17 protein-coding genes are annotated in these 26,894 nt (G+C 40.2%); 6 read left to right on the forward strand and 11 right to left on the reverse strand.

Features of this window, described 5'->3' with window-relative positions:
- The first annotated feature begins 17 nt into the window (after positions 1-17).
- Positions 18-1,067: an HTH-type transcriptional regulator EutR gene (eutR, locus tag U0008_RS09210; protein ID WP_043492920.1), complete on the forward strand. Its 1,050-nt coding sequence runs from the start codon at positions 18-20 to the stop codon at positions 1,065-1,067.
- 196 nt (positions 1,068-1,263) lie between these two features.
- On the opposite strand, the gene U0008_RS09215 is transcribed toward eutR, so the two are convergent.
- Together U0008_RS09215 and U0008_RS09220 are read right to left on the reverse strand one after the other, a co-directional pair.
- Positions 1,264-2,583 carry an HdeD family acid-resistance protein gene (locus tag U0008_RS09215; RefSeq protein WP_043492921.1) on the reverse strand — a complete coding sequence of 440 codons (1,320 nt, stop codon included), beginning with the start codon at positions 2,581-2,583 and terminating at the stop codon, positions 1,264-1,266.
- Positions 2,584-2,621: 38 nt separating this feature from the next.
- The gene (locus U0008_RS09220) at positions 2,622-3,890 is read right to left on the reverse strand and encodes an MASE1 domain-containing protein (RefSeq protein WP_043492922.1); all 1,269 of its coding nucleotides are present in this window, start codon (positions 3,888-3,890) and stop codon (positions 2,622-2,624) included.
- A 235-nt stretch (positions 3,891-4,125) separates the two neighbouring features.
- Here U0008_RS09220 and U0008_RS09225 point away from each other — a divergent pair, with 235 nt between their 5' ends.
- The 5 genes from U0008_RS09225 to U0008_RS09245 all read left to right on the forward strand — a co-directional run bounded on the left by U0008_RS09225 (position 4,126) and on the right by U0008_RS09245 (position 11,626).
- On the forward strand, positions 4,126-4,461 hold the full coding sequence (locus U0008_RS09225; protein WP_025801799.1) for a DMT family transporter: 336 nt from the start codon (positions 4,126-4,128) through the stop codon (positions 4,459-4,461).
- 978 nt (positions 4,462-5,439) lie between these two features.
- A complete protein-coding gene (locus U0008_RS09230; protein WP_043492925.1) occupies positions 5,440-7,719 on the forward strand; it encodes an FdhF/YdeP family oxidoreductase in 2,280 nt (759 codons plus the stop codon).
- 219 nt (positions 7,720-7,938) lie between these two features.
- The gene (locus U0008_RS09235) at positions 7,939-8,694 is read left to right on the forward strand and encodes a helix-turn-helix domain-containing protein (protein ID WP_051874128.1); all 756 of its coding nucleotides are present in this window, start codon (positions 7,939-7,941) and stop codon (positions 8,692-8,694) included.
- Between the two features lie 233 nt (positions 8,695-8,927).
- Positions 8,928-10,079: an EmrA/EmrK family multidrug efflux transporter periplasmic adaptor subunit gene (locus U0008_RS09240; protein WP_043492929.1), complete on the forward strand. Its 1,152-nt coding sequence runs from the start codon at positions 8,928-8,930 to the stop codon at positions 10,077-10,079.
- An 8-nt stretch (positions 10,080-10,087) separates the two neighbouring features.
- Positions 10,088-11,626 (forward strand): DHA2 family efflux MFS transporter permease subunit, encoded by a 1,539-nt coding sequence (locus U0008_RS09245; RefSeq protein WP_043492930.1) that lies wholly within the window; start codon positions 10,088-10,090, stop codon positions 11,624-11,626.
- Between the two features lie 978 nt (positions 11,627-12,604).
- Here the strand turns inward: U0008_RS09245 and yfdV are convergent.
- The 9 genes from yfdV to U0008_RS09290 form a co-directional block, all read right to left on the reverse strand.
- Positions 12,605-13,567 (reverse strand): transporter YfdV, encoded by a 963-nt coding sequence (gene yfdV / locus U0008_RS09250; protein WP_043492932.1) that lies wholly within the window; start codon positions 13,565-13,567, stop codon positions 12,605-12,607.
- 35 nt (positions 13,568-13,602) lie between these two features.
- The gene (gene yfdE / locus U0008_RS09255) at positions 13,603-14,751 is read right to left on the reverse strand and encodes a CoA:oxalate CoA-transferase (protein WP_043492935.1); all 1,149 of its coding nucleotides are present in this window, start codon (positions 14,749-14,751) and stop codon (positions 13,603-13,605) included.
- Positions 14,752-14,762: 11 nt separating this feature from the next.
- Positions 14,763-16,457: an oxalyl-CoA decarboxylase gene (oxc, locus tag U0008_RS09260; RefSeq protein ID WP_043492947.1), complete on the reverse strand. Its 1,695-nt coding sequence runs from the start codon at positions 16,455-16,457 to the stop codon at positions 14,763-14,765.
- 68 nt (positions 16,458-16,525) lie between these two features.
- Entirely contained in the window at positions 16,526-17,776 is a 1,251-nt protein-coding gene (frc, locus tag U0008_RS09265) for a formyl-CoA transferase (protein WP_043492949.1), read from the reverse strand.
- 710 nt (positions 17,777-18,486) lie between these two features.
- Positions 18,487-19,137, reverse strand: coding sequence for a metal-binding protein ZinT (gene zinT, locus U0008_RS09270; RefSeq protein ID WP_043492950.1), 651 nt, complete (start codon positions 19,135-19,137; stop codon positions 18,487-18,489).
- A 437-nt stretch (positions 19,138-19,574) separates the two neighbouring features.
- Positions 19,575-21,086, reverse strand: coding sequence for a basic amino acid/polyamine antiporter (locus U0008_RS09275; protein ID WP_072008166.1), 1,512 nt, complete (start codon positions 21,084-21,086; stop codon positions 19,575-19,577).
- Positions 21,087-21,159: 73 nt separating this feature from the next.
- On the reverse strand, positions 21,160-23,532 hold the full coding sequence (locus U0008_RS09280; RefSeq protein ID WP_121626044.1) for an Orn/Lys/Arg family decarboxylase: 2,373 nt from the start codon (positions 23,530-23,532) through the stop codon (positions 21,160-21,162).
- A gap of 106 nt (positions 23,533-23,638) precedes the next feature.
- Positions 23,639-25,105: a basic amino acid/polyamine antiporter gene (locus U0008_RS09285; RefSeq protein WP_043492951.1), complete on the reverse strand. Its 1,467-nt coding sequence runs from the start codon at positions 25,103-25,105 to the stop codon at positions 23,639-23,641.
- A gap of 748 nt (positions 25,106-25,853) precedes the next feature.
- On the reverse strand, positions 25,854-26,849 hold the full coding sequence (locus U0008_RS09290; RefSeq protein WP_043492981.1) for a LacI family DNA-binding transcriptional regulator: 996 nt from the start codon (positions 26,847-26,849) through the stop codon (positions 25,854-25,856).
- Positions 26,850-26,894: the final 45 nt, after the last annotated feature.

Here is a 26,894-nt window from a genome sequence, read left to right on the forward strand (position 1 = left end):
GCCGTCGAGGAGCGCATATGAAAAAGAAGCCAGATCTTAATTTGCACCATCTTTTTTCTGGGGACATTGACCCTGTTAATTGTAAACCGCTGGTTGAGCGTGAAAATGTTCATCAGCGCGAGTCGCAAGATGTGTATGAACACGCCTGTACCATCACGGCATGGCAGCAACTTTATGATCAGCTCCGCCCCGGCAAGTTTAAAGGCGAGCTCACCGAAATCCTGTTCGATGGCGTGCAGATTTTCCGTGAGTACACCAATCTGACGCTGCGTCAATCTTGCATGGTATGGCCGAATGCGTTCTGGTTTGGCATCCCTGATGTGCGCGGTGAGCACGGTTTTATCGGCTCACAGCCGTTGGATTCACAAGAAATTGCGGTTCGCCCAGGCGGCAGAGAGTTTGAACTCAGCACGCCGGATGATTACACCATTCTCGGCGTGGTGGTTTCTTATGATGTGTTGTTTAGCCACGCGTCGTCGCTCATCGATCCAGATCGTCTATTGCAACTGCTCAACAACAACCCTGCGCTTGAAGTGAATGCGTATCAAAAAGAAGCGCTGTGGTATTTCATCCATCAGGCGCTCTCGCACGGCAGCGTTGACCCGCAATCGATGCAACGGGCAAACGTGCGCAAAGTGCTATGCCATAACCTGCTCACGGCGATGACTCATTTACTCGAAGACGCACAGCCTGTCTCAACCCGCCAAGTGTATAGCCGTATTAACTATCAGCACTTAGTGTCACAGGCGCGGGAATATTTACTGAGTCAAACGTCTGAACCCGTGACGGTGCTCGATTTATGCCGCGAACTACACGTTAGCCGCCGAACGCTACAAAACGCATTTCATCTGGTGCTGGGCATCGGGCCGAATGCGTGGCTAAAAGCACTGCGCCTGAATGCGGTACGCCGCGAACTGGTCAGCCCCTATTCCGAATGTCATACCGTGAAGGATGCTGCCATGCAGTGGGGGTTCTGGCATTTAAGCCAGTTTGCCACCGACTATCAACGCCTGTTTAACGAAAAACCTTCAGTTTCATTGGCGGCGCGTGGGGCGAGGTTTATATAGACGTTACAAATACAGAGAGGTGCGATTGTATTGACCTCTCTGTATTAAACCCTACCAACAATTCTCGCTATAACCTCAAAATAAATTGCCCATGTGATAGGCAAAAACCCAACTATCATTGGAGAAGAAGGCCAACTCAAAAACGAAAAATGTGAATGTGCAGCCCAACCTGCACCAGAAATTAAGGTAGCTACGGCTACTTTCTACTATTTGAACGCTCACGCCATTTAATTGATAAACGTTGGTACCAAGGTTCTGGAACTGGGTGAACAATACTACGTAGAGCACGGGCATAATCCATAACCAATCCCGGAGTCCAAGCCATTGAGAGCGCCCGTTTCCGCACCTGAGCCGCTATCCATAGCTCTGGCATAAATAGCGTTCGTAGGGTAGAGCCCCAATTTTTGCTTTGCTCAGAAAGTACACCTTCTAGCGACGCTTCTAATGCGTATGCAACGCTGCTTGAACAGTTGCGGTAAGTCAGGTTATAGGTCGTCGTCATCCGATAACCTTTCCAATAACGCAATAATGCCATCCCGTTGTATTGATTGAAATAAATCTTGCGATCTGACTCACACCAGTTTGCCGCTTCAGTGGCATAATCAGGCTGGAAAACACCCGGTACATTATTATCTTGAGTTGCTTTTAGAATATTCAGAAACTCAGAGGGCGATCGGTCAATATCTGATTCGGGATAGAGGCTGATATAGATATCCGGTGATAGTTCCAGCGCAGCATGACCGGTTGAAATCACGCCGTCAGTATCAACCGCAGCGATGTAGCGGTTAATCACTGGGCGGGGTATCGGCGATGTATTTGCTGTCCCGACAGGTGTCCAAATATGAACGGTAAGCGGTCCGATGAAATCAGCATTTGAACTGTCGCTAGTAAGAGAGACAGGGTGTTTCGTCAGGTCATTCTGAATATTGGAAGGTGCTAGCAGATCAAAAATTGAAACCCCTTCGCTTATTTGTCTCGCCCTGAGCGCCAAGCGCGCTGTATTGATACCGCTAATCAGCATGAGTGTGCCAAGAAAGATGGGAACGGTGGCCTTATAGTGCGTCGGATAAGGGCTAAACATGAAAAATGCAAATATTATCTGTGCGATACCACCGAGCATCGCATTTTTCCAGTGAGGGTATCTCACTACCCACGCTGAAGAAATAATAAACAGCCCTATCACGAAGAACGCAAAACCAAAAACGATAGCCAATAAAAGATTGCTGTAGGCTCTATTAAACAGAATGAGAATAGATACTGAACAAAAAATAGCTCCTTTGAAATAAAGGACAGCCTTTTGTGCTCCAACACCACTGGACGCAATACTTAAAGTGACTAAACTTTCGACAAACAATAATGTGCCGAATACGCGTAATGGAAAATAGGTTACGCCGTCTAGGCCATCGATGAAAATACTAACGCCAAGCACCCCCCACAAAATACCGACCAACATGAGGTATTTTGCTTTCGTCTGGACGAATTCGACGCCGAATAATAAAAGAACAATTTGGATCACAAGCTTTAGTCTCCGATATCTAGTAATCGTGGTCGCATTTAGAGGGCAAGGTGATAGCGGCTAGCCTGCCAGTTACCTACGATAATATCTTCACCGTCCAACACCATGTGCACACTGCCTTTATCGACTAAGGTGATCCATTGGTCGTTGAATGTTTGGATACGGAAAATCATGGAGCTATGTTTATCCTGCGAGCAAGCAAGCCAGTGGGAACGAAGCTTTTGTTTGTCACGTGGATGAACACGTTGTAATACTTCTTCCAGATTGTCTAACGCTCCATCTGTCATGTTGCCAAGCAGTATTGAGAGATCGTTTTCCCAAATAAATGAACCTGACGATGTATTAAGTCGATAGAACACACCATTACCGACAATACGTCCGGTTTCAGGATCATGGTTTCTGGTCGAGCGCCTCAAGACTCTAATGAACACAACCAATAACGTGGTGGCGGACAAATAGGTCAGGGCTAAAAATAATGATTCGGTATAGGTTAGGCTTTTCAGAAAGAAGGGGCCTTGGTGCTGGTCGGTAAAATAGATAACGATAGCGCCTAGCGTTAGCAGGGCAACAGAACCGCCAAGGTTTCCCCAGAAAACAGAAATTATCATTACTATCGCGATAGGCAGGCAAGCCAGACCAAAGTAGAGCGCAGTGGCATGCTTGGCGACCCAAGGTAATTCATGACCAAAGACAACCCCCGCCGTTGCACAAAGCAGTAGCCATAGTGCGAAGCCGATTGATTTTGATACACAGCTGCTTGCTGAAGAAGACTCATTCTTATTAATGAATCCCATGACTATCGGCGTTGCGAAGAATATTCCTGTGATGTCGGCGATAAATCCTTGTGAGAAGAGTTCAAGGAATGGCTGGTCGTGTACTAGAGCAAATCCGCCAACGACCACCAACGAATCCACTGCGCTGATAACAAGTGTCGCCACGATCCAAACAAGGATGATATGAAGATCGTCATTTAGGCGTGCAAAGCGACGCACAACCCAAGCGATGATGACGGTCGACGGAATCGACAAAAATGAATACAGCATCGAAACAGCAAATGTGACTGGGCTTCTCCAATCCTCATCTAACAAAACGTTAGCCAGTGTAAAAATGACGATTAGGCTTGGGTAATCTCTCCAGCGGGCACTTAGAAAAGCAGCAACTGCAACCCCTGCCGGAAACCAAATAATAGCAATTGATGAGTCTGGGTCATCGAATTTCAGCGACGTTAATCCGGCTAAATAGAAAATTAGCCCCCACATGAGGAGGATAGATAACTGCTGAAGCCACGTAGGAAAATACGCTTTCATTGCGGCTGAATTCCTCCTAGTTAGAGTATGTACTAAGCTATTTAAATATAGCGCTAACACGGCTGATACAATGGCCCCAATGCTAACAATCATTGACTGGAAAACAAAGCAACATGAGTCTTAGAGTCTATGAATTATGGGGCAGCTCTATGGTGGGGGCTGTTGCGCTGTGGTTGACACATAGATTCTTCAGACTTGTATAATGACCAGCACATTACAGTATGAAGAGAATCCTATGCCAAACACTTATATTATCCTTGCGATTTCCATTTGCGCTGAAACTCTGGCAACCACGATGATGAAAGCGTCTGAGGGCTTTAGCCGCTTGCTACCAAGCGCAATTGTGATCATCGGCTATGCAATTTCATTTTATGGTCTGTCTCAGGTTGTAAAAACGATGAATATCGGTATCGCTTATGCCATATGGGCTGGCATGGGAATCTTTTTAGTATCGATTATGTCGTTCTTCATTTATAAACAAAAACTCGATCTGCCGGCGATTGCTGGAATGGTGCTTATAGCGCTTGGGATTATGGTTATCCAATTGTTTTCAAAATCAGTAACGCACTAATCCTTACAATATATTGAGGGCACTAGCAGGCCCTACTTATTGTTTTTTCATGTTTATTTTAAATTGAATGATTCAGAACGACTGTTCTGAAAGCTGCTCAGAAGTTGACTCAAAAGATAGGAGGCAAACTATTTTTTCATCATATTACACTACAAATAACTACGTGTAGCATATCGTTAAGCTACTCGCCACAAACGTATATTCGGAAGGGGAGAAAGCTTAGTAAGGTCTGTAACAGCAGGGTGAATATATTGTCAGCATTCTGATAAAATCGATGCTGGCATAAGTGTGCAATTCAAATCCCATATAAATTCATATGATAATTAAAACGGTAGGCTAAACTTAAAATTAAAGGAAAAATTCCATCCTTTTTTTGCACTGTTTTTTTGAATCTTACACATTAGCAGTGAAATATTTTAGGCTTTACTGCATACCTAAGTGTATTTATACACAAAATTTTGAATAGTATACGAATCAGAATATTCGCAGCCTAAGAATATTTTCTCTTCATTTCTTATATCGTCTTCGTCAACTAAGTCATTATCATCAGCATTTGACATCTCCACAAATTGATTAGCTGTTAATTTTATTTTATGACTTAGTAGGAACAATCCGTCATAAGGCCATGTTTTTGTGGATGAAATGTCGATTTCGCTATGTGCTGGCGATACCAGTAATATAGATATAAATAACAAGAAAAATAGGTTAGTTGGCAATTTGATGATTTCCATATTTGATGTGAATTATATTTTATAAGTTAAAGACTAAAACCTAAATATTGATTAAATAGAAATTTAAAACTTACTTTATTGGTAGAGGGCCATTCGTGATTGTTTTATTATTAATTAATAAACTGTGTTATTAAATTATTGGAAATATTAACATCGTTTATAAAGTATTTAATGTTAGTCATCTTAAAATTCACCGACTTATTTATTTATAAATATTAACTAAATTTTATCCTAGAGAGGAAGCATCGTGACAGCAAAGATTAAACCATATAATGGAGCAGCTGCCGGTTGGGGGGCTGTCAGAGCGGTGGTGAGCTCAATTCGACATGAGATGGATGTTCAACATGGTCTAATTGCACTTTTTCACATGAATAAAGTCGACGGATTCGACTGTCCAGGATGTGCGTGGCCGGATCCAAAACATACATCATCTTTCGATGTGTGTGAAAATGGTGCTAAAGCTGTTTCCTGGGAGGCGACAGAAAAACGAGCGGATGCTGAATTTTTCAAAACCAATACCGTAAGTGAATTGCTGGGATGGGAACCTCGTGCACTCGAACAGACTGGCAGGCTTACAACGCCTCTTAAATATGAACCCTCTACTGATAAGTATTTACCCATCGAATGGGAAGTAGCTTTTGCTGAAATCGGTCAAAAACTTAAGTCTTTCAATGACCCTGATGTTGTAGAGTTTTATACCTCAGGGAGGACCTCCAATGAAGCCGCATTCCTGTATCAGCTCTTTGCAAGAATGTATGGCACAAATAATTTCCCAGACTGCTCAAACATGTGTCATGAGCCAACCAGTGTTGGACTCATGGAGAGTATTGGAGTAGGTAAGGGAACGGTAAAATTAGAGGACTTTGACCACTGCGACCTAGTTATTTGTATTGGCCATAATCCTGGAACAAACCATCCAAGAATGCTGACTTCTTTACGAGAAGTAGCGCTGAGAGGGGCGAAAATTATTGCAATAAATCCAATGCAAGAAGTCGGACTTACGAGCTTTATTGCCCCACAAAACCCTTATGAGATGCTAACCGACAAAGGTACCCATTTAGCTAGTGAGTATTACCATGTTCGCGTCGGAGGAGATATTGCTTTGATGAAGGGCGTAATGAGATGTCTAATCGAATTACATGAAAAGTCCTTATCTCAAGGTAAAGAAGGGATCTTAGACATTGAATTTGTCCAAAATCACACGAATGGATACAGGGAACTTCGTACAGATGTGCTTAATACAGCGTGGGAACATATCATTGAGAGCAGTGGCATCAGTCAAGAAGATATACACCACCTAGCCGCAAGCTATGCATCTGCAAAAAAAACCATAATTTGCTATGGCATGGGGATAACACAGCACGAACATGGAACCCAAAATGTGCAGCAATTAGTCAACTTACTTCTCTTAAAGGGAAATATAGGGAGAGAAGGGGCTGGTATCTGTCCTCTACGTGGTCATTCCAATGTTCAAGGTGATAGAACAGTAGGGATTACGGAAAAACCGAATAGCGAGTTACTCCATAATCTGAATAAACGATTCGGGTTCATACCGCCAAAAAAATTTGGGCATTCTGCCGTTGAAAGTATGAAAGCTATCTGCAGTGGAAAATCAAAGGCATTAATCTGTCTTGGTGGGAATTTTGCAGCAGCGATGCCAGACAGTACAACTACATATCCGATGTTTAAAGAATTAGAGCTAACGGTACACTTAGCAACGAAGCTAAATACCTCACATTTATTAGTCTCTAAAAACAGCTATGTCTTCCCTGTCTTAGGTAGAACAGAAAAAGATGTGCAAAATGGCAATTATCAGTTTGTTAGCGTTGAGGACTCAATGTCAGTAGTTCACTCCTCCTGTGGAGTCCTAACACCTGCGAGTGAAAATCTGAAATCAGAGTGTGAAATTATTGCGGGGTTAGCTAAAGCAACTTTAGGGCAGGAAAAGGTTAACTGGGATGAATTGAAGAGTAACTACGATTTAATTCGAGATCACATAGAAAAAGTGTTTCCCGATTTTAGTCATTATAATGAACGAGTGAGAAAACCAGGAGGCTTTACATTAACAAATTCTGCTTCTGAAAGGCGATGGCTCACAGCGTCAGGACGAGCTAATTTCGTGACTTTTACGAGTCTATTAGAAGATCCAAAAATCCCGAATAAAATAGAGATCACATTGGCAACCGTGCGCAGTCACGATCAATACAATACAACAATCTATGGGATGGATGATCGTTATCGTGGGGTATATGGACAAAGAGACGTATTGTTTATAAGCAAAGAAACAGCTCGCAGCATTTCTGTTAATGACGGTGAACGAGTGAACATAATTGCGCTGAATCCTGATGGGACTCGTAGTGATAGAAGGATGAATCAACTTAAAGTTGTCATTTATCAAATGGCAGATAAAACGGCGGTTACATATTTTCCAGAGTCTAATCACATGATTACCTTGGATCAGCATGATAAAAAAAGCGGCATCCCAGCCTATAAAAACATTCCAATAGAAATAGAGATTTGCAACTAGCCATCATGTTTAGTTTATATTTATACATTTATCAAGATTTAAGTGTAGGATATTTATCTTGAGTTGGATGTGATTTAAATTCAACGTTGCTTAAACGAAATAAAGTGGATTTAACTCTACAGAGTAAATACATCTATTTCAATTAACACTAGGTGTTCTAGTATTTATAAAGAATGAATCTTATAAATATTTAATTTATTCTATATAGGCTAATCAATAATGTGCAACCATAGTTTTAATGATACTAATGCCTGTTATCTTCTTCTTAGCTGTGACGCAGATTTTTCATTTAAATCTGAAGTTGGTTATGAGCTCATTGGCTCTAGCACGATGGTGTTAACCAATAGTGAGAATAGGAAGTATTTTCCATATCAGAATATACATGAAATAGCTATCAAGCAAAATTTACTGCATGAGTTGATAAGCTTTTTATCTGCGAAGCAGTTAAAGTTAGGAAATAGAAAAAAAGTCTCTGACTACTATTGTGCACATTTCGATGTGCATGATGTTTTTTTCAAAACGGTTGAGTTATCGCTATTACAAGCTCAGTCTGAACAAGAAGAATCTAAGTACGTAACCCATTTGTTAATGCTGTTATCCTACTTCTTTGAACAGTCTCAATTATTAAGTTATTTACTACGCGCAGTAAGGCATATTACATGCCTACAAGTAGAGGCAATTATTGAAAGTTGTCCCTCTAGAAACTGGAAACTCAATGATATAGCTAATGAACTATGCATGAGCGCTAGTGGATTAAAAAGAAGATTGCGAGAAGAGGGAACTTGCTATAAAAAAATATTAATTAAAAGCCGTTTGAAGTTAGCAAAGTTTTTACTAGAGTCAAAAAATATTTCGATACTTGATGTCGCTAGTAAATGTGGCTTTTCTAACGCATCTTATTTTATTGCAGTATTCAAGAAGCATTACTTAATAACACCATCTTGTTATTCCAAGGGCATATATTGTTGCGTGTAGCTACTGTAGTAGCTAGTGGATAAATTTCATGAATCCATCGTATGTGTTGTTCAATGAGGCTTTTTGTGAAACTGATGGCTTTGATGTTAGCAATGTCTGCGAGTTTTATTGTTGGGACGTTTATGTTAATAACCCTGATGATAAAGATGTGGGATCACATTATCATAATATAGTGTTGCTGTATTTTTGTTGTTGTCTTCGTTACCTAAATAGTATCATGCTTGGGAAATAAAATGAGTTTAAGTAAACTATCAAAAGATAAGGTAAACCTCACTAGAAATAAACTGATATTATCGGTTTTTATTGTTTTTTTTCTATGTGTATCTGTTTTTTCAGTCTACTGGTTTTTAGAACTAAGAGAGTTGCAGACAACTGATGATGCTTATGTATCAGGTAACAAGATATCAATATCTTCCCAGGTAGCATCTAGCGTCGTAAGTATAAATTATACTAATACAGACCTTGTTAAAAAGGGGGATGTACTTGTTCAGCTTGATAGTACGGATGCAACATTAGCTTATAATAAAGCCAAAAGCAATTTATCAGAAACAGTTCGAAAAGTTAGGCAACTATATATAAATAGCTCGCTTGATAGAGATAATATTGAGAAGGCAAGAATAGCATATGAACAATCATTGACTGATTTGAATCGGTACTCAAGGCTCACTGGTGTAGCCGCGGTGCCTCATGAAACTCTTCAGCATGCGAAAAATTTAGTCGCAAGTAATAAAATCAGTCTCAATATCGCTTTGCAAGAATACAAAAGCAACCAAGCTCTATTGCGTGATACAAATTTTGCCAATCAGCCATCGATTCAAACTGCCGCTGATGCTGTGCGCGAGGCTTGGCTAACACTCCAGCGAACAAAAATTAAAAGTCCAGTCACGGGCTATGTCGCACAACGTAATGTGAATGTTGGAGAAATTATTAGTGTAGGGCAGAGCCTGATGGCCATAGTTCCAATGGATCAGTTTTGGATAAATGCTAACTTTAAAGAAACTCAGTTAGGTCGTGTCAGAATTGGGCAAAAGGCAAGCTTTACGACTGATATATATGGAGATAGTGTTGTCTATACTGGATATGTAACGGGTATTAACATGGGGACAGGCTCAGCATTTTCATTACTTCCTGCTCAAAATGCTTCAGGGAATTGGATTAAAGTAGTTCAACGTGTTCCTGTTAAAATTATGGTTGATATTGACCAACTCGAAAATAATCCACTTAGGATTGGTTTGTCTACAAATGTGAAAATTAAAACAATTGGTGGTGAGGCGTCTTCACTTCCGAAAACGCAACGCGGCACACCAGTGTACAGCAGCAAGACGTTGGTTTTAGATACTGCCGATGTAGATCGGGAGATTGTCGAAATTATTAATACCAATTAAGATATTCTATGACGACTCAAACGAATAATATGTCTCCTCTCAAAGGTATGAATCTAGTTTTAGTGACTATTGCATTGTCGATGGCGACTTTTATGCAAATGCTCGATTCAACTATATCAAACGTAGCTATACCTACCATTTCAGGATTTCTTGGTTCATCAACAAATGAAGGTACTTGGGTTATTACTTCATTTGGTGTTGCTAACGCAATCTCCATTCCAATTACAGGACGACTGGCCCTACGATTTGGTGAATTAAAACTTTTTATTATATCGGTTTCATTATTTTCCTTAGCTTCTCTTTGTTGTGGTTTATCTAACAGCTTAGATGTGCTGATTTTTTTTAGAGTGATTCAGGGGTTAGTTGCAGGGCCATTAATTCCTTTATCTCAAAGCCTGCTATTGCGGAACTATGCACCAGAAAAAAGAAATATTGCACTTGCCTTGTGGTCTATGACGGTCATTATAGCTCCGATATTCGGTCCTATTTTAGGCGGGTATATTTGTGATAATTTCAGCTGGGGATGGATATTTTTGATAAATGTTCCCTTTGGTATTATTGTTGTTTTAACAACTACAGTTGTCTTGAGAGGTAGAGAGACAGATATTGTTCCTGTGAAGCTAAACTTGATTGGACTTAGCTTGCTGGTTCTAGGTGTGGGCTGCTTACAAATAATGCTAGATAAAGGCAACGACCTTGACTGGTTTAGTTCTAATCTGATAGTTTCGCTGTGTATTATATCGGTTCTCTCTATTATTCTTTTAATTATTTGGGAGGCAACGTCATCTAATCCGTTAATTGATCTAAGTTTATTTAAATCTCGCAATTTCTGCATTGGTGTTCTAGCCATAAGTTGTGCATATTTAATATATTCTGGGGCAATAGTCTTGATGCCACAATTATTGCAAGAGGTCTTTGGATACACGTCGGTATGGGCCGGATTGGCGTATTCGCCTATAGGTATTATTCCTCTTATAATTGCACCCATTATTGGCCATTATGGCAACAAAATAGATATGAGGATATTAGTAACATTCAGCTTTATCGTTTATTCGGGATGTTATTATTGGAGAGCTATAACTTTTAACACAGATATAGATTTTACAGCAATTATTGTACCTCAATTTATCCAAGGCTTTGCGGTTGCTTGCTTTTTCTTACCTCTTACGACAATCACGCTTTCTGGGCTTGCTCCCGATAAATTTGCAGCCGCAACGAGCATGAGTAACTTTTTTCGTACGCTAGCGGGTTCAATAGGTACGTCGATCACTATCACACTATGGAGTCGAGGAGGATCTTTTCATCATAGTAATTTATCTGAATCGATATCCACTTTTAGTGAGGAAAGCGTAGACCTAATAAAAAAACTTAGCTATGAAGGGTTGGATTTATCACAGTCGTTGCAATATATAAATACTCAGGTTACACAACAAAGTTTGTTAGTTTCTGCAAATGATATTTTTTATTACTCATCAGGCATTTTTCTAATGCTTACACTAATTGTTTGGTTTGCACGCCCTCCATTTAACACTAAACCTGCTACATGATATTACTTCATGGATACTAGGAGAAACGTTTCTCTTAGTATTCAAGTTTATTTATTGATTTTTGGTCACAACATCTAGATAGTAAAATAAGTGTGGGTTTACTTAAATACCTAGGCCTCCTTTCTCATCGTGTTAAGCACTGCTTTAGTGTTGCATGCTAGCACAGAATTTTCATAGACTATCCCAATAGTCGAATGCAACATTTCGTTAGCTGGTAGTCGAGATATTTAAATAATTATTGCAATATAATATACAAAGAATCTTTAGCAGTTTTTCGACAGGTTCGACATCTATTGATCGCTGATAGAAGTATATTGTGAGTTAAGCTCTTTGCAATGCTAGTGATTTATGGATAGGGACTATATTAAGCTTTCAATGCACTTATGACGATGGAGGGAATTTTACAGAGCCAAAAAATAAAGAGTAGGATGTTTTGAATAATACAGTGAGTCATTGAAAATGATAATTTCTAGCCTTAGTATTTAATCAAAGTAAATGATTAATATTGTAAGTCTGCTAGAGCAGGTGCCGACCTTTCAAATAGTAAGGTCGGTATCGAGGTGGTCCAAATAACCTTAAAGAGCTTTATTTAACTCGTAGAGATCTATGCTATCGGCTTCCTTATTATTTAAACTCTCTTTTTTTCTAAGAGTTGCTATCTCTTGAGATAACGAGTACATATCATTCTTGATTGAAGAGTAACTCTGAAATATAGCTATATTATCTTCGTTTGTATCTGACATTCTCTTTTTAATTTTATCTATTCCGTGGCTGATTTTCTTTAGTTTGAAGTAAAAAAATATCATTATAAATAAAGATATAATGATATAGGTAAATATTACTATCGGAATTAAGGTTATTGAGTTCATATTAATAGATTTTAAATTAAATTATTTTCCCAAATGGTAAATTATCGTAAGGAATGGCTTTGCTATAAGCATTACTATATATGCTACATAGCAAGGCGTGGTCCTATAGCTATTTTATCAACGAAATTATATATTCACTCTGTGTTAGGTAAATCCACATTGGTGCTGTAATAACAAACATGATCGTACTTACTGCTAGGGATGATGTGCCTGTTCTTACATAAGTATCATAACGACTAGCGATAATAATACCTGAGAATGCAGGCGGAAGAGCTGCAATTAATACAAGCATCTGCAGTTTTTCCGTTTGAATACCAAACATTATACCGGCGATAAGAATTATAGCGGGCGTGAGTATTAATCGATAGAAAGTGTTGAAGACGATTTCGCGATCAAATTCAAATTTATGAGCAGATAGTGTAAGACCGGCCGCAAACACGGCTACCCCGGCATTTGCCTTGGCGATTAGGTCAAATGTAGGATCTAAGATTGGTGGAAAATGTATGTCTAGCATAACAAGGCAAACTGCTAATACTGGGGCCCATACAACAGGTTCTTTAAGTGCAGAATATAATGCACTTAGTTTACTGGTGTCAGAGCTGTTAGCACTTGATTGAGGGCCTAGCAAAAAGAGGCCCAATGGTATAGTTATTGCGTTGACTATAATTGCAACGATGGCTACCACTAAACCTGTTGCCGTCCCTGTACCATAGATTGGTTCTAGCACAGCAAACCCTAGGAAACCAACTGTGGGTGATCCTGCAATTAGTGCGCAAACTGCTGACTCTGGCTTAGTTCTTTTAAATATGTATTTGCAACTAAAATAACTAAGCATGAAGAGTACAACTAGAACGACAGTACTTACTAGCGTTAATGTTGAGTCTTGAAATATTTCAGCTCTATTTGATTTAGTTATTGATACGAATAATGCTGCAGGCAAAGCATATGTAAGAACCATTTTATTAAATGCCTTGGCTTGAGTTTCTGTGAAAGAATTTTTCTTTCCAGAAATATAGCCTAGAGCCATAATAATAAATATAGGGACGAGATCAACCATAAAAATATGGAACATTTAGAACCTCTCGGTTTTATTATATGAATTTAAGTTTACAAAAATTCTTTGCGAATTTTTTCACCATGCTCGTTTAGGTTTGGTGCTGCTGGGCGTTTTTTTGGATCTGGATACCCGCTGAGTTTTATTGGGTTCCCTGGCATCTTAATGCCACCTGATTCAATAAGCATATTTCTATCAACAATCTGTGGTAACTCCATTGCCTCTTTAACTGTTAATAGTGGTGCTACCGGCACGCCAAAATTCCTAATAATTTCTACCCACTCATCACTTGCTTTAGTTTTAAGGGTGAATTCTAGCTCAACCTTCAGTTCAGCTTGGTTTGCAACTCTTAAAGCATTACAAGAGAATCGAGGGTCATCTGCAAGATCGGTTCTCCTAATTCCATTGCATAATTTTTCAAATAAAGAATCATTGCCGCAACATATAGATATATATTTATCATCCGTCATGTATATATCAAATGGAGACATCGAAGGATGTCTATTTCCTATTCTCTCAGGTGCTTTCCCAGTAGCAACATACGCCATAAGTCCGTGTTCAAGAAAGGCTATTGTTGAATCAAACATTGCTATGTCAACATGTGATCCCCTGCCATTTCTATCTCGGCCATATAATGCACTGGTGATTCCACAAAACATAAATACACCCGCGCATAAGTCTGAAATGGAGGTACCAACACGTGTCGGGGGAGAATCTGGAAATCCTGTTTCCATCATAATTCCACTCATTGCCTGTATAATAGTATCGTAGGCAGGTGAGTTTTTAAGTTCTCCGGTCTGTCCGAAACCAGAAGAGGACGCATAAATGATATTTGGGTTTATTTTTACAATATCTTGGTATGAAAAACCTAACTTTTCCATTGTCCCTGGGCGAAAATTTTCAGCTAATACATCTGCTTTTTTTACTAGGGCTGTGAATACCTCTCTATCACACTCATCTTTTAGATTTAATGCGATACTTTCTTTTCCTCTATTAACAAAACTGTAATATAAAGATTCGTTATCAATAAATGGACCATAACTTCTCGTATCATCCCCGTGTTCTGGGATTTCTACTTTAATGACTCTAGCGCCTAAGTCAGATAATAGCTGTGTTCCAAATGGGCCATTTAATACGTGTGTAAGATCTATAACCAATAGACCATCAAATGGCCCTTTGTCATTGTCAGTTTTAGTTGGCATTAAATCACCGATTATTTTACAGAATTTGTCTTCGGGTTTAAATTTTTAAGATGCCCACTTTCAACGCCAGCGGATGCATCAATAATACAGTTAATGAGAGTGGGGTGTTTATTGTTTAAGCTGTTTTTTAGGGCATTGACCAACTCATCAATTGACTTAGCACATACACCATACCCACCGAAAGCCTCCATCAATTTTTCATATTGAGAGCTCATTAGCAATGAAGTAGGAGCTGGGTCACTTGATGTGCCATTAATTTCATCACCTCGATATATGCCACCATTGTTAAATACAATAATGGTTACTGGAAGCTTATAGCGACATATAGTTTCTATTTCCATACCACTGAATCCGAATGCGCTGTCACCAACAATAGCCACAACTTGTTTGTTATCTGTAACCGCAGCTCCGATTGAGTAGCCCATTCCAATGCCCATTACTCCCCATGTACCACAATCTAATCGGCGGCGAGGGTGATACATATTAATGATATTCCTAGCATTATCGAGAGTGTTCGCTCCTTCGTTAACTAAATAAATATCTCTCCATTTTCCCAGCTCATTATTGATTGCACCGAGAGCATTGAAATAGTTCATAGGCTCGGTTATTTGCTCAATTTTTAAAGCCATTTTTGCTGCATTAATCTTTTTGTGTTCTTCTATAGCATCTATCCAGTCATTGTATTCATTCAAAGAGAGGGGATTAAGAGAAGATAATAGCTCTTTAATAACAGAGCACATATCTCCAACTAGCGGAGCTTCAATCGGTCTATTGCTATCAATCTCCATAGGCTCGATATCGACTTGTATAAAGCGCGTTTTACTTGACCAATGAGGGCCTTTTCCATGACCTAATAACCAATTTAATCTGGCTCCGAGCAGAATCACAACATCTGCATTTTCGAGAACAAATGATCGAGCAGTTGCTGCAGATAAAACATGATCATCTGGCAAAACTCCCTTGGCCATTGACATAGGTAAAAATGGGATCCCGGTCATTTCAATGAATTTTTTTATTTCATTTTCTGATTGAGAATATGCTGCACCTTTACCGAGAATAACTAAAGGCTTCTTCGCTTCGCTTAATACTTGTAATACCTTATCTACAGATTTCTTTGAAGGAAGCATATCTGGTGCAGGATCCACAACAACAAACACCGATTTGTCAGCATCTGTTTCTTTTAAAGCCGCTTCAAGAACACTGGCTGGAAGGTCTAAGTAGACGCCACCTGGACGACCGGATACTGCCGCGCGAATTGCACGAGCGATACCAATACCAATATCTTCTGGTTTGTTAACTCGATATGAGGCTTTAACAAATGGCTTTGCGATATTCATTTGATCTAGCTCTTCATAGTCGCCTTGCTGCAAATCTACGATTGAGCGATCACTTGAGCCGCTAATTTGAATCATCGGAAATGCATTTGTAGTGGCATTTGCGAGGGCGACTAGCCCATTTAGGAATCCAGGCGCTGATACAGTTAAACAAATCCCTGGTTTCTTTGTGATGTAGCCACTTATCGCGGCGGCATTTCCAGCATTTTGCTCATGCCGAAACCCGATATAGCGGATACCTTCGTTTTGTGCAATTCGGGCCAAGTCTGTAACTGGAATGCCTACAACGCCATAAATGTTTTCTACTCCATTGGCTTTAAGAGCCTTAACGACAATATGCATGCCATCGGTCATTGCGCTATTATTTTCCATAATACGTTATACCTTGATATTTATTAATGAGAGGTATGGCAACAAGCATGTTGTTGCCATATACATTTTTAAATGACTTTATTAATCTTTAATTCTGATACTTCTTTTTCTGTATAGCCAAGTTGATTCAAGATCTCTTCTGTATGTTCACCAAGCAATGGTGCAGCTTTAATTTCTGGACAGAATCCAGAGAATTTAATAGGGCTACCCACGGTTAGGAACTTACCACGTCCAGGTTGTTCCACTTCTACTACAGAAGCGCTCTCACGCAGAGACTTATCATATGCAATATCTTTCATACTCATCACAGGAGCACATGGAACGCCGTACTTTCTCAAAATCTCCACTGCTTCAAACTTATCTTTATCCGATAGCCATTTTTCAATATCAGAGAAAATATCAAAGATATGAGGCTGACGTGCTTTTGCAGTATTATATTTTGGATCATCAATCCATTCTTTTTTATTAAGAACGATGCACGTGTTTTCCCAATTTTGCTCTTGTATTGTGAAGTAAATGTATGCGTTCGGGTCCTCCTCCCATCCTTTACATTTTAATACCCATCCTGGTTGGCCACCGCCGCCAGCGTTACCTCCACGAGGTACGACATCTGTGAATACGCCATTTGGATACTGCGGATACTCTTCTAGATAGCCAATCTTTTCTAAACGTTGCTGATCTCGTAGTTTTACACGGCACAGATTTAGAACGCTATCTTGCATAGATACTGATACTTTCTGGCCGACGCCTGTTTTTTCACGGGCTAATAAAGCAGTAAGGAGCCCAATTAGTAAGTGCATTCCTGTGTTACTGTCACCCAAGGCAGCCGAACTTACTGTAGGCGGACCGTCCCAAAAGCCCGTTGTAGATAACGCACCACCAACAGCTTGAGCCACGTTCTCATAGCTCTTTAAGTCGTTATAGGGTGAGCATTCGTTAAATCCTTTAATTGAACCAAAAATAAGTCTTGGGTTTAATTCATGAATATGTTCCCAACTTAAACCCATATGGTCTAATGCGCCTGGATGAAAATTCTCAACAAGAATGTCTGCGTCTTTTATAAGTTTCTCCATGATAGACTCGCCCTCTGGAGTTTTAGTATTTAACTCTAGTGAACGTTTATTGCTATTTAGCATCGTGAAATATAAAGCATCTAGATCAGGAATATCTCGTAATTGTCGACGAGTGACGTCTCCGATACCTGGTCTTTCAATCTTAATTACATCTGCACCATACCATGCCAGCATCTGAGTACATGATGGGCCAGATTGTACGCCCGTAAAATCGAGAACTTTAATACCGCTTAAAGGCAATTCCATATAGAAACCTATATTTGTTGTGAGTGGATTTTTATTATTTAGTTATTCACTTAAACCTATCGACAACGGCCATATTGAAGTTTTTTGTGGTTTATAAAAACAATGTTTTTCGGTTACATCTTTTTTAAATAGTTTCATTGTGGTAATAATTATTTTCTAAATGCACAGTCAATGATATTTTTTTCAATATAAATAAATATGCTTTGTTTATTTGCTGTTGAATTGTTTTTTAGATGAAAGTATCAAATTTAATATCAATTTTGTAATTTATCATTCAGATGTTTAAAATATCACATCAACTTAACTCGTTTAAATTTCATTAAAGAAGTGATGTTTTTCTATTATCGGTTTACAATTTATTTAATTGACAGGCGTTACTCCGTCCTTTTCGTGAAAATGAACGAGGGAGTCACTATTTAGGATATAACTATATAGAATTGATCATGGTCACAAAACAAACGCGTATAGCCAAACCCTGATGGAAGAGGGTTCCTCATCAGCTGTTGTCGGCCACGCCATCGGCATAAGAATCTATCTACGCAGTAGGGGCGCATGTGTATTAGGCGAAAACTCAGAAACCTCAGAGCTAATCAATATAATGAAAGCCGGAAGCCGAATGGATCAGAGTGATTGTTCTGTAAAAGTCTAACATTGGAGTTTTGCTAAACGGTACAAAAAACCCTACGCGAGCACGTAGGGTGAGATAATATTTAGTGATGTAGCATATCGTCAACGACCTGTTGCGTTGTCAGCTGATAAGGGTAGTAAGTAGGCCAATTATTCATTTCTGTCAGTAGTGCTTCTTGAGAGGTATTGCCCATGAATATATGGAAATGACTCGATTTGCGCGGGGCAATAATATGATCGCTAAATTGCACATATTTAGGTGCTTGGCTGCCAATATCTTTACACTCAAATAGATAGCGCACTCCTTTCTTCCCTGATGTGTAGTTCAGAATTTTGTATCCGCTATAATCATACTTGCAGGAACTTTCCTTGTTCCCGCGCTGGAACGACATTACGCCATTTTCAATGCCGATAATATCCACATCGCTGGCGTATCCCTTACGATAATAGGATTTAATCTGCTCAAATGTTTGACTGGAGTCTTTTTTAGCTTTCATCTTGAACACTGGATCGAGCTCACCGCTTTGCAAGTATGGATAAACTGACTGCCATACACCGTCCCAATCCGCCAGTTCTCTGTCTTTAACATCCTTATCGCTGAAAACACCGAGGGCTGCCTGCTGCTCAACTTCGCTCATTGGCTTACCATGCGAATGATGTCCATGAGATTGTACATAGCCGCTAACTAAAAGCGCAGCCAGAGCCAATGAAAGCTTACCAATATAATTTGCCAAGATACTCTCTCCCTATGAGTTAAGATTTGCAATGATATATTATAACATATCATTACTCAATCCCGTTTCTATCGGATGTGACATCACTGGGCACAATCGCTCGCCTTCTGCAAACAGGCTGATGGCGGTATGGTGGGAGTGGTGGGGCTCTGAACGATTCACTCATAGATATCATTCTGATTCGGTGGGGCACATAAACTCAGCGGTTCCAGCGCTACCCTTAGCCAAATATTGAAATAGGCTATATTCGGCTCGAAGTAAAAATATGATGGATATTTAGTTGATGAACCAATGCATGAGGGTAGGCATAATTTGATGATGTACTTCTGAATATGTGGAAAATGTAAATGATGATTTTCTCAAGGGGCAGGGGGACTCTCCCCTTGAGAAGGGCGAGCATCATAGCTTCGATGATACTCACTGAATAGGACATTTTCCTAAAGAGAAATTCTACCTGTCATTAGCAGACCAATAACGATGGCATCCAACAAAAGTAGAAGTGCCAAATAGATAATTTCTTTATTCTGTAGAATAGGCTGATTTTTTCCTTTTTCTTTACGTGACCAAATAAATACAGGTAGCCCGCAAGTGAGGAGAATAGGCACCAGTGCAACATATTGAATTTGGCTGGCATATAGAATAAAGAGGCAGAATATAGCACCCAAAACACCGCTAGTAAGCGCTAATCCTCTGCCTTTCTTAGCATACTGATCATATTGGCGATTAAGGCAGATTTTTACCATATATAACGTTGTTGTAATGTAGGCGGGAACCACCATTAGGGCACTAATGTTATACATCGTATTCCATGCATCGTTTGAAAAATAAACGAGTAGCATCGCTGCTTGCATGACGAAACTGCTGACCCACAACGAAACATTTGCCGCCTGCTTTTTATTCGTCCGAGCGAAGGCCTGAGGGAATGTACCTTTCTGGCCTGCCACCATCGGGATCTCAGCGCAAAGCATCGTCCATGCTAACCAACCTGCTAATACGGAGATGATTAACCCGATGTTCATTAGCCATTCACCCCATGGCCCTACAACCTTAGCCAACACGCCCGCAGTTGAAGGATTGCTGACTTGAGCTAATTCCGCCTGAGGCATTACGCCAAAAGGCAAGACTGACATCAACATATAGATGATAAGAGCTATTATGAAACCTAGCAGAGTTGCTTTACCGACATCTTTCTTGTTTTTGGCTCGACCCGAAAGAACGACCGCGCCTTCAACACCAATAAAGGCCCACAATGTGACTGTCATTGGCGCAAGAATTTGCGACATCAGCGAAACGGATTCTGAATGATTATTCACCTTTTCAAAGATGTGTGGTGCAGTACCCCAAAAGTTTGTTAATAGCTGTGAATAATTTATTAAAAAGCCCAGCAACAGGACGAATAGCACTAGCGGGATGAGCTTAGCGATTGTGCCGATTGTATTTATAAAGCCTGCTACTTTTGTCCCTGAGAGAACAAGGAAGTTATAGCCCCAGATTAATACCGACCCACAAATGATAGAATTGAGGTTATTTCCGTCCGTAAATACACCAGGGAAAAATTGATTAAATGCATCCATCAGGATTACGGCAAAAGCGACGTTACCGAAGGCTGTCATCAGCCAGTAGCCCCAGGCAACATTAAACCCTATGAATGAGCCAAAACCTTCCTGTGCATACATATACACACCTGCCTGTAGGTCAGGGCGTAAGTCAGATAACAGACGAAATGAATTGGCTATAAAATAGATACCAATACCCGCAATGATCCACGCAATAAGGACGGGGCCTATTGCGGATGTTGCTGCTGTATTTTGAGGAAGGCTAAATACACCACCACCTAACATTGAGCCAACGACTATCGCGATTAGCGCAATGAGTCCGAGTTTATGCTCTCCGCTTTTACTTTCATTATCAGTTGCATTAGCTACCGACGTTGAGGATTGATTTGACATAAATAAGATCCTGACATGGTAATAGGAATCAACCCAACTCTATGAGAGTCAGGTTGTCGATATTAAAAACTCGCTATTGGCGGCCTTTTTTGATTGTTGAAGCAACCTGACGTTTAAAGCGAACATGCTCCGGCTTTTTCACCGGGTCACGTTCATCTTCAATTATTGCTCTCACCCAAAAGTCACCATTTTCATCGACATTGACGCCTTGTATTTCATGCTCAAAGCCAGGATAATGCTTATCAAATTCTTGCAGGGCACGCAGATAGCCCATGATCCCTTTATCACCATGAGGTAAACGTTCACCGGGCATTAATACAGGGATTCCCGGTGGGTATGGAACCAACATACTCGCCGCAATACGACCAGAAAAATCATCTAAACGGATATGTTCTGCCTTATAGCGGAGTACTTTTTGATAAGCAGCAGCAGGTGTCATGACCGGCTCTGGATCAGTATTCACGGCAGCACTAATATGGTTCATAAGATCCAACTCACGCATCTTTTCATGCATTTGCTGGCAGAGTTGCTTAAGCGTCATTGTGTCATAGTGTGGCGATTTACCCTTCAGTGATGGGATAGCGTCTACAGCCAAGGCGCCGGTGTCATAGAGTTTTTTAAAGGCCAGTAAACTTTCAATTAACGTTCCCCATTTGCCTTTCGTAATACCAACAGAAAACAGAATAAGGATCGTATAGTCACCAGTGCGCGCAATTTCAATCCGTCTATCATCTAGGAATTTTGTGATCAGATATCCAGGGATCCCTTGATCTTCATAACCGCCGTCGAGATTGATGCCGGGGCAGGTGATTGTGACTTTTACGGGATCAAGCATACTGTTCGTGTTGATTAGGTCATTATCCTGAAAACCGTGCCAACGCTCACCCGCTCGCAGCTCCCAGCAGTCAGCGCTTTGATTGAGTAACTCAAGAGGTGCCTGTTCAAAGCTGTATGTCGTATTCGTTGCCTTATCGTGAACCTCGGTCGGCTGCAAGACATCGAAGAACCATGAAGATTGACCTTCCTGCTCGTGGATCTGGCGCTTAACCGATACCACCGCTTTACGAAAAGCGATAGCTTCATCGATAGACTCTTGTACTAAAGAACGTCCCGATTCTCCCTGCATCATACTGACCGCAACATCAATAGAGGCAATAATTGGGTAGAATGGAGATGTCGTGCCATGCATCATGAACGAATCATTGAAGTCGTCATAATCTAGCGGCGCTCGACTACTTTTTTTCACATGGATCATTGATGCCATTGATAACGAAGGCAGCATCTTGTGTGTCGACTGTACAGAGAAAATGGTGGGGCGCTCAGGAGTATCCTCAGCATCCATAGCAAAACGATTTTTATACATGGGATGGAAACGCGCATATGCATACCATGCTTCGTCAAAATGAATGCGCGGGACGCTGGCGCCTAACTCTTTAACGACGTCATTAACGTTGTAGCAAAAACCATCATAGGTGCAGTTGGTGACAACGGCGTAGGTTGGCGATGAGCTAACAGCGTCAGAAGTGAGTGAGCTTTTAGCAATGAGCTCATCAATACTCTCTTTTTTTAAGCGCTGATTTGGGATCGGACCAATGAGGCCATAGGCGTTTCGTGTTGGCTTGAGATAGACGGGACGCGCTTGTGAAAGTGTCAGCCCATGATTTAACGACTTATGACAGTTACGATCCACTATCGCAATTTCATCTGCCGCTACGGCTCCTTGGGCAACGATTCTATTCGAGCCTGATGAACCTGATACGCCATAAAAGGTCCAATCAGCCCCGAAAAGCTCAGCGGCAATATCTTCCGATTTTTTGGATGGTCCTGCATGGATGAGATAGTCACCCATTTCTGCGGTAGCAACGCCGATATCAGCGCGCATCATATTTTCACCAAAGAAGTTGATAAACTCAGCGCCAACAGGGTGTTTTAGATAGGCCATGCCGCCCATGTGGCCAGGGCAATCCCAATAATAATCGCCATCCTCGGTAAAATTCTTTAATGTTTTAAAATAAGGTGGTAGCAAGTTCTCTGCACATCGATGTACAAGGGTATAAATTCGATTAGCAGTAAATGTTGCCGTTTCCGAGAATAAATAAATATATTCAGAGACTTCTTTGAGAAGAGCTAGAGGAGTCTGAGTCGTTATATCTTCTTCAGATAATAAGAATAATGGCGTCGACGCATTTCTTTGACGGAATGATTGAACAAATTTCTGACACTCTGCGCTCATGTCAGGATTGTTTGCGTCCCAGTAAATGCCGATGGCACTATATTTCTGACTTTCCTGGATAAGTCTTACAGCATCATTCAGGTTATTTGCAACAGAAGTTGAAAATCCTCTTGCAGCGATTGCTAGTTTGAGTTCTTCCAGTGACTGCAAGGCTGGACTATCTTTTTCTAGCCTCGGAGATGACACAAATAAAATATTATGATTAAACTTCATAGTTAAATTCCTTTAGTTTAAATATATAATGTCTAACAATATGAATGAGCGATACCACCTCTAACTGATTAGAGGTTTAGTCCTTTCTTGGAATGACGTGATTTATCTAAAACTTTATCGTATCATTTAAAAATAAAAATCCAGTAAACAGATCAAGAACGATTAGGGAAATGAGAAACTTCATCTCCTCTGGCTGGAATATATCCCTTTCACCACTATCCTTGATTCGTGCAAAAATAAACAATGGTAAACCCAGTGTTAATAAAATAGGGACCATGGCCAAGTATTTTACTTCACTGGCATAAACCATAAATAAACAAAATAAAATACCTATTAAAGAAGTAACTAATGCAGTTTTTCGGCCGTTTGGGGCGTATTTATTATATTCGCCACTCATGCATAATTTACATAGATAAGCCGTAGACATTAAATACGCAGGCAACACGGTTAGCGCTGAGATCGCCAGCATTGCTAGCCAAGCATTACTAGAAAAGTAAACCATTAACACAACAAGTTGCATTAAAATACTGCTTGCCCAAAGAGATACAGAGGCTGCTCCTTTATCATTTTTTCGTGCAAAACTTTTGGGGAACGTACCATTCTGGGCCGCCGCCATAGGGATCTCAGCACAAATCATTGTCCATGCTAACCAGCTGGATAATACTGAAATTAGTACGCCAATGTTGATAAGCATTTCTCCCCATTCGCCAACGACCACCTTCAAAATGCCGGCTGTCGACGGTGTTGGTATCACGCTGAGCTCTTTTTGAGTCATGACGCCGAAGGGTAAGATTGAAATCAAAATACATACGACAAGTGAAATAACAAAGCCAATGAACGTTGCTTTTCCGACATCCTTCTTATTTTTTGCTCTACCGGATAACGCCACTGCGCCTTCAACCCCAATAAAACACCACAGGGCTACATCAAGAGGTGATGTGATTTGTGAGAACACCGAGCCTAAGTGCTCTTGAGGCAAGGATGGATTATTTCCCCATATATTGCTTGTGATCTCGGTTACATTGAGAAGATAAACAAGAATAAATATAAATACGATTAGAGGTATTAATTTTGCTATGGTGCCTACAATGTCAATTTTTCCAGCGAGTTTTGTTCCTGATAATACTAAGAAGTTAAATCCCCAAACAAGAATAGAGACACCTATGACAGAAGTGATATTGTTCCCGCCACGAAAATCGCCAGGTATAAAATAGTTCAGCGTGTCCATGACCATAATGCCGAAGGCAACATTGCTGAATATGGTCATCAGCCAATAGCCCCAGGCGACAATAAATGCGCAAAAGGCACCAAAACCTTGCTGAGTATAAGTATAGATACCGGTTTGTAAGTCTGGTCTAATATTAGATAAAATTATAAACGTTCTAGAAATAAAAAACATACCAAAGCCACAGATTAACCAAGCAATAGCGACAGGCCCAACCTCGGAGTTCGCCGCCATATTTTGAGGTAATCCATCAACACCACTGCCAATCATCGAACTAACGACAATAGCGATAAGGGCCAATAAACCTAGTTTTTGGTTGTCATCTTTTCCTTTTATGCCTGTAGGCATAATCATGCTCCTCTCTTCGAAAATATTATTTGATATAGTTAGGCTGGTATTGAATGAATGGGAGCGTTGTATTTGATGAGTGGATTCTCCATGAGATATTTATTTTTGGCATATAGTCTATTACGGAAATAACGTAAAGTTGTTATAACTAAACCGTTTATAGTATGTTGAAAATAAAAAAATTGGCCTTTTTGACTAAAAGGAAAATTCTGCATGATACATACCTTTAGACGATTTCATTGATTAGCTAATACAATAGCCTCGCATCTTTAAACAAATGCATAACGTTAATTGATTTCAGTAATTCATAGACGAGAAGTAAACCAATTGACAACTATTCTGGTTTGGCAATTTTTTTACTTATAGAATGAAGAAAATAATTGAATTACAGGGCTGTATAGGGAGTTAAATTCTGGTGGGTAGGATTTTATTACATATGAAGATCATGCACTTATTTAGTTTGGATGGGGACTTATAAACTCGTGTGCGCTGTAAACCAGTAGAAATATCATACTAAAGCTAAATAGGCTCTGATTGCGGGGCTAGTACACTATATTATCATTTCAAAAATGATAAGCATTATAAGGAACTGCCTTAGAATAGTTCTTGTTTATGGGACCGCTCGGCGATTAAAAGCTTCATGTTTCAACAATGACTCTTAAACGCTATGACCTCATCGCCTATGAGACTCATTCCTACTAAGGGATTAGCATTGTGAAATATTAGAGACTTAGCTTCTTAACGACTTTCATATTGAAGACCGTTCTAACAAAGGGCTTTTAACATGGACTGTTCTTCTATGAGACTCACTATTTATGATATGCAGTGCACTCAAACGCCCAATTTCATAGTGAGGCAATTGAACCGTAGATAATGGAGGTAAGAACAGTTCACCAATGCCTACCATATTATCATACCCCAAGACACCTACATCCTCTGGAATGCGGATTCCACGACCAAGCAGCACCTGATAGACAAGAAAGGCTATTCGGTCATTACCACATACGACGGAATCAAAGGTCAATCTACCCTTAGGCATATTCGCCAGCACCATTGCGGGAATATCCTGATAATGCTCGTCACCAAATTCCATATAACAATGCACCAATGCATTTGGATCTATTCTTGCTTCATGAAAAGCGCGTTCTAAACCCTTTAAACGACGAATTGTCGCTGGATGATTGGCTGGAAGATGTAGGCATAGAGGACGGCGATATCCTCTCGCCAACAGTGACTTTATAGCGTCGTACTGTCCCTGCTCATCGTTTGGGATATAGCTTGCAATAGGTTCATGTAGACTTTCACAATTTGCTAATACGCAAGGCAAAGACAATAACTTATGAGGGACTGGTACCTGACGTAGTCCCATAGTGGTATAGATAATACCACTGGGTCTATGAGACAGAAGCAGGTCAACCATCGTTTCCGGGCTATCATCTGAGAACATATTTACGACGAAACTGTTCCAGCCATGTGCTCGCGCAGTTTCTTCAATTGATAAAGTGATATCAACGGAAAAGGGTGTTGTGACCGTATCTAGAGCTAAAACACCTATTGTGTCGGGAGTTGCACGGGCTCCGCGGATTTTTTTCGCAGATAGGTCGGGAACGTAATTTAAATGATTTATGGCTGTCTGAACGCGATTTAACGTCTCAGCTTTTAGTTTTTCAGGACTGTTAAGTGCTCGTGATACCGTCATTAATGATACGTTTGCCAGTTTTGCTACATCTTTTAGTGACGCCATAATTACCAGTCCTAATGATATGAATCCTAACCTAAGTTCTAATTG

Origin of the sequence: Hafnia alvei (assembly GCF_034424155.1) — a bacterium.
GTDB classification, from domain to species: domain Bacteria; phylum Pseudomonadota; class Gammaproteobacteria; order Enterobacterales; family Enterobacteriaceae; genus Hafnia; species Hafnia alvei.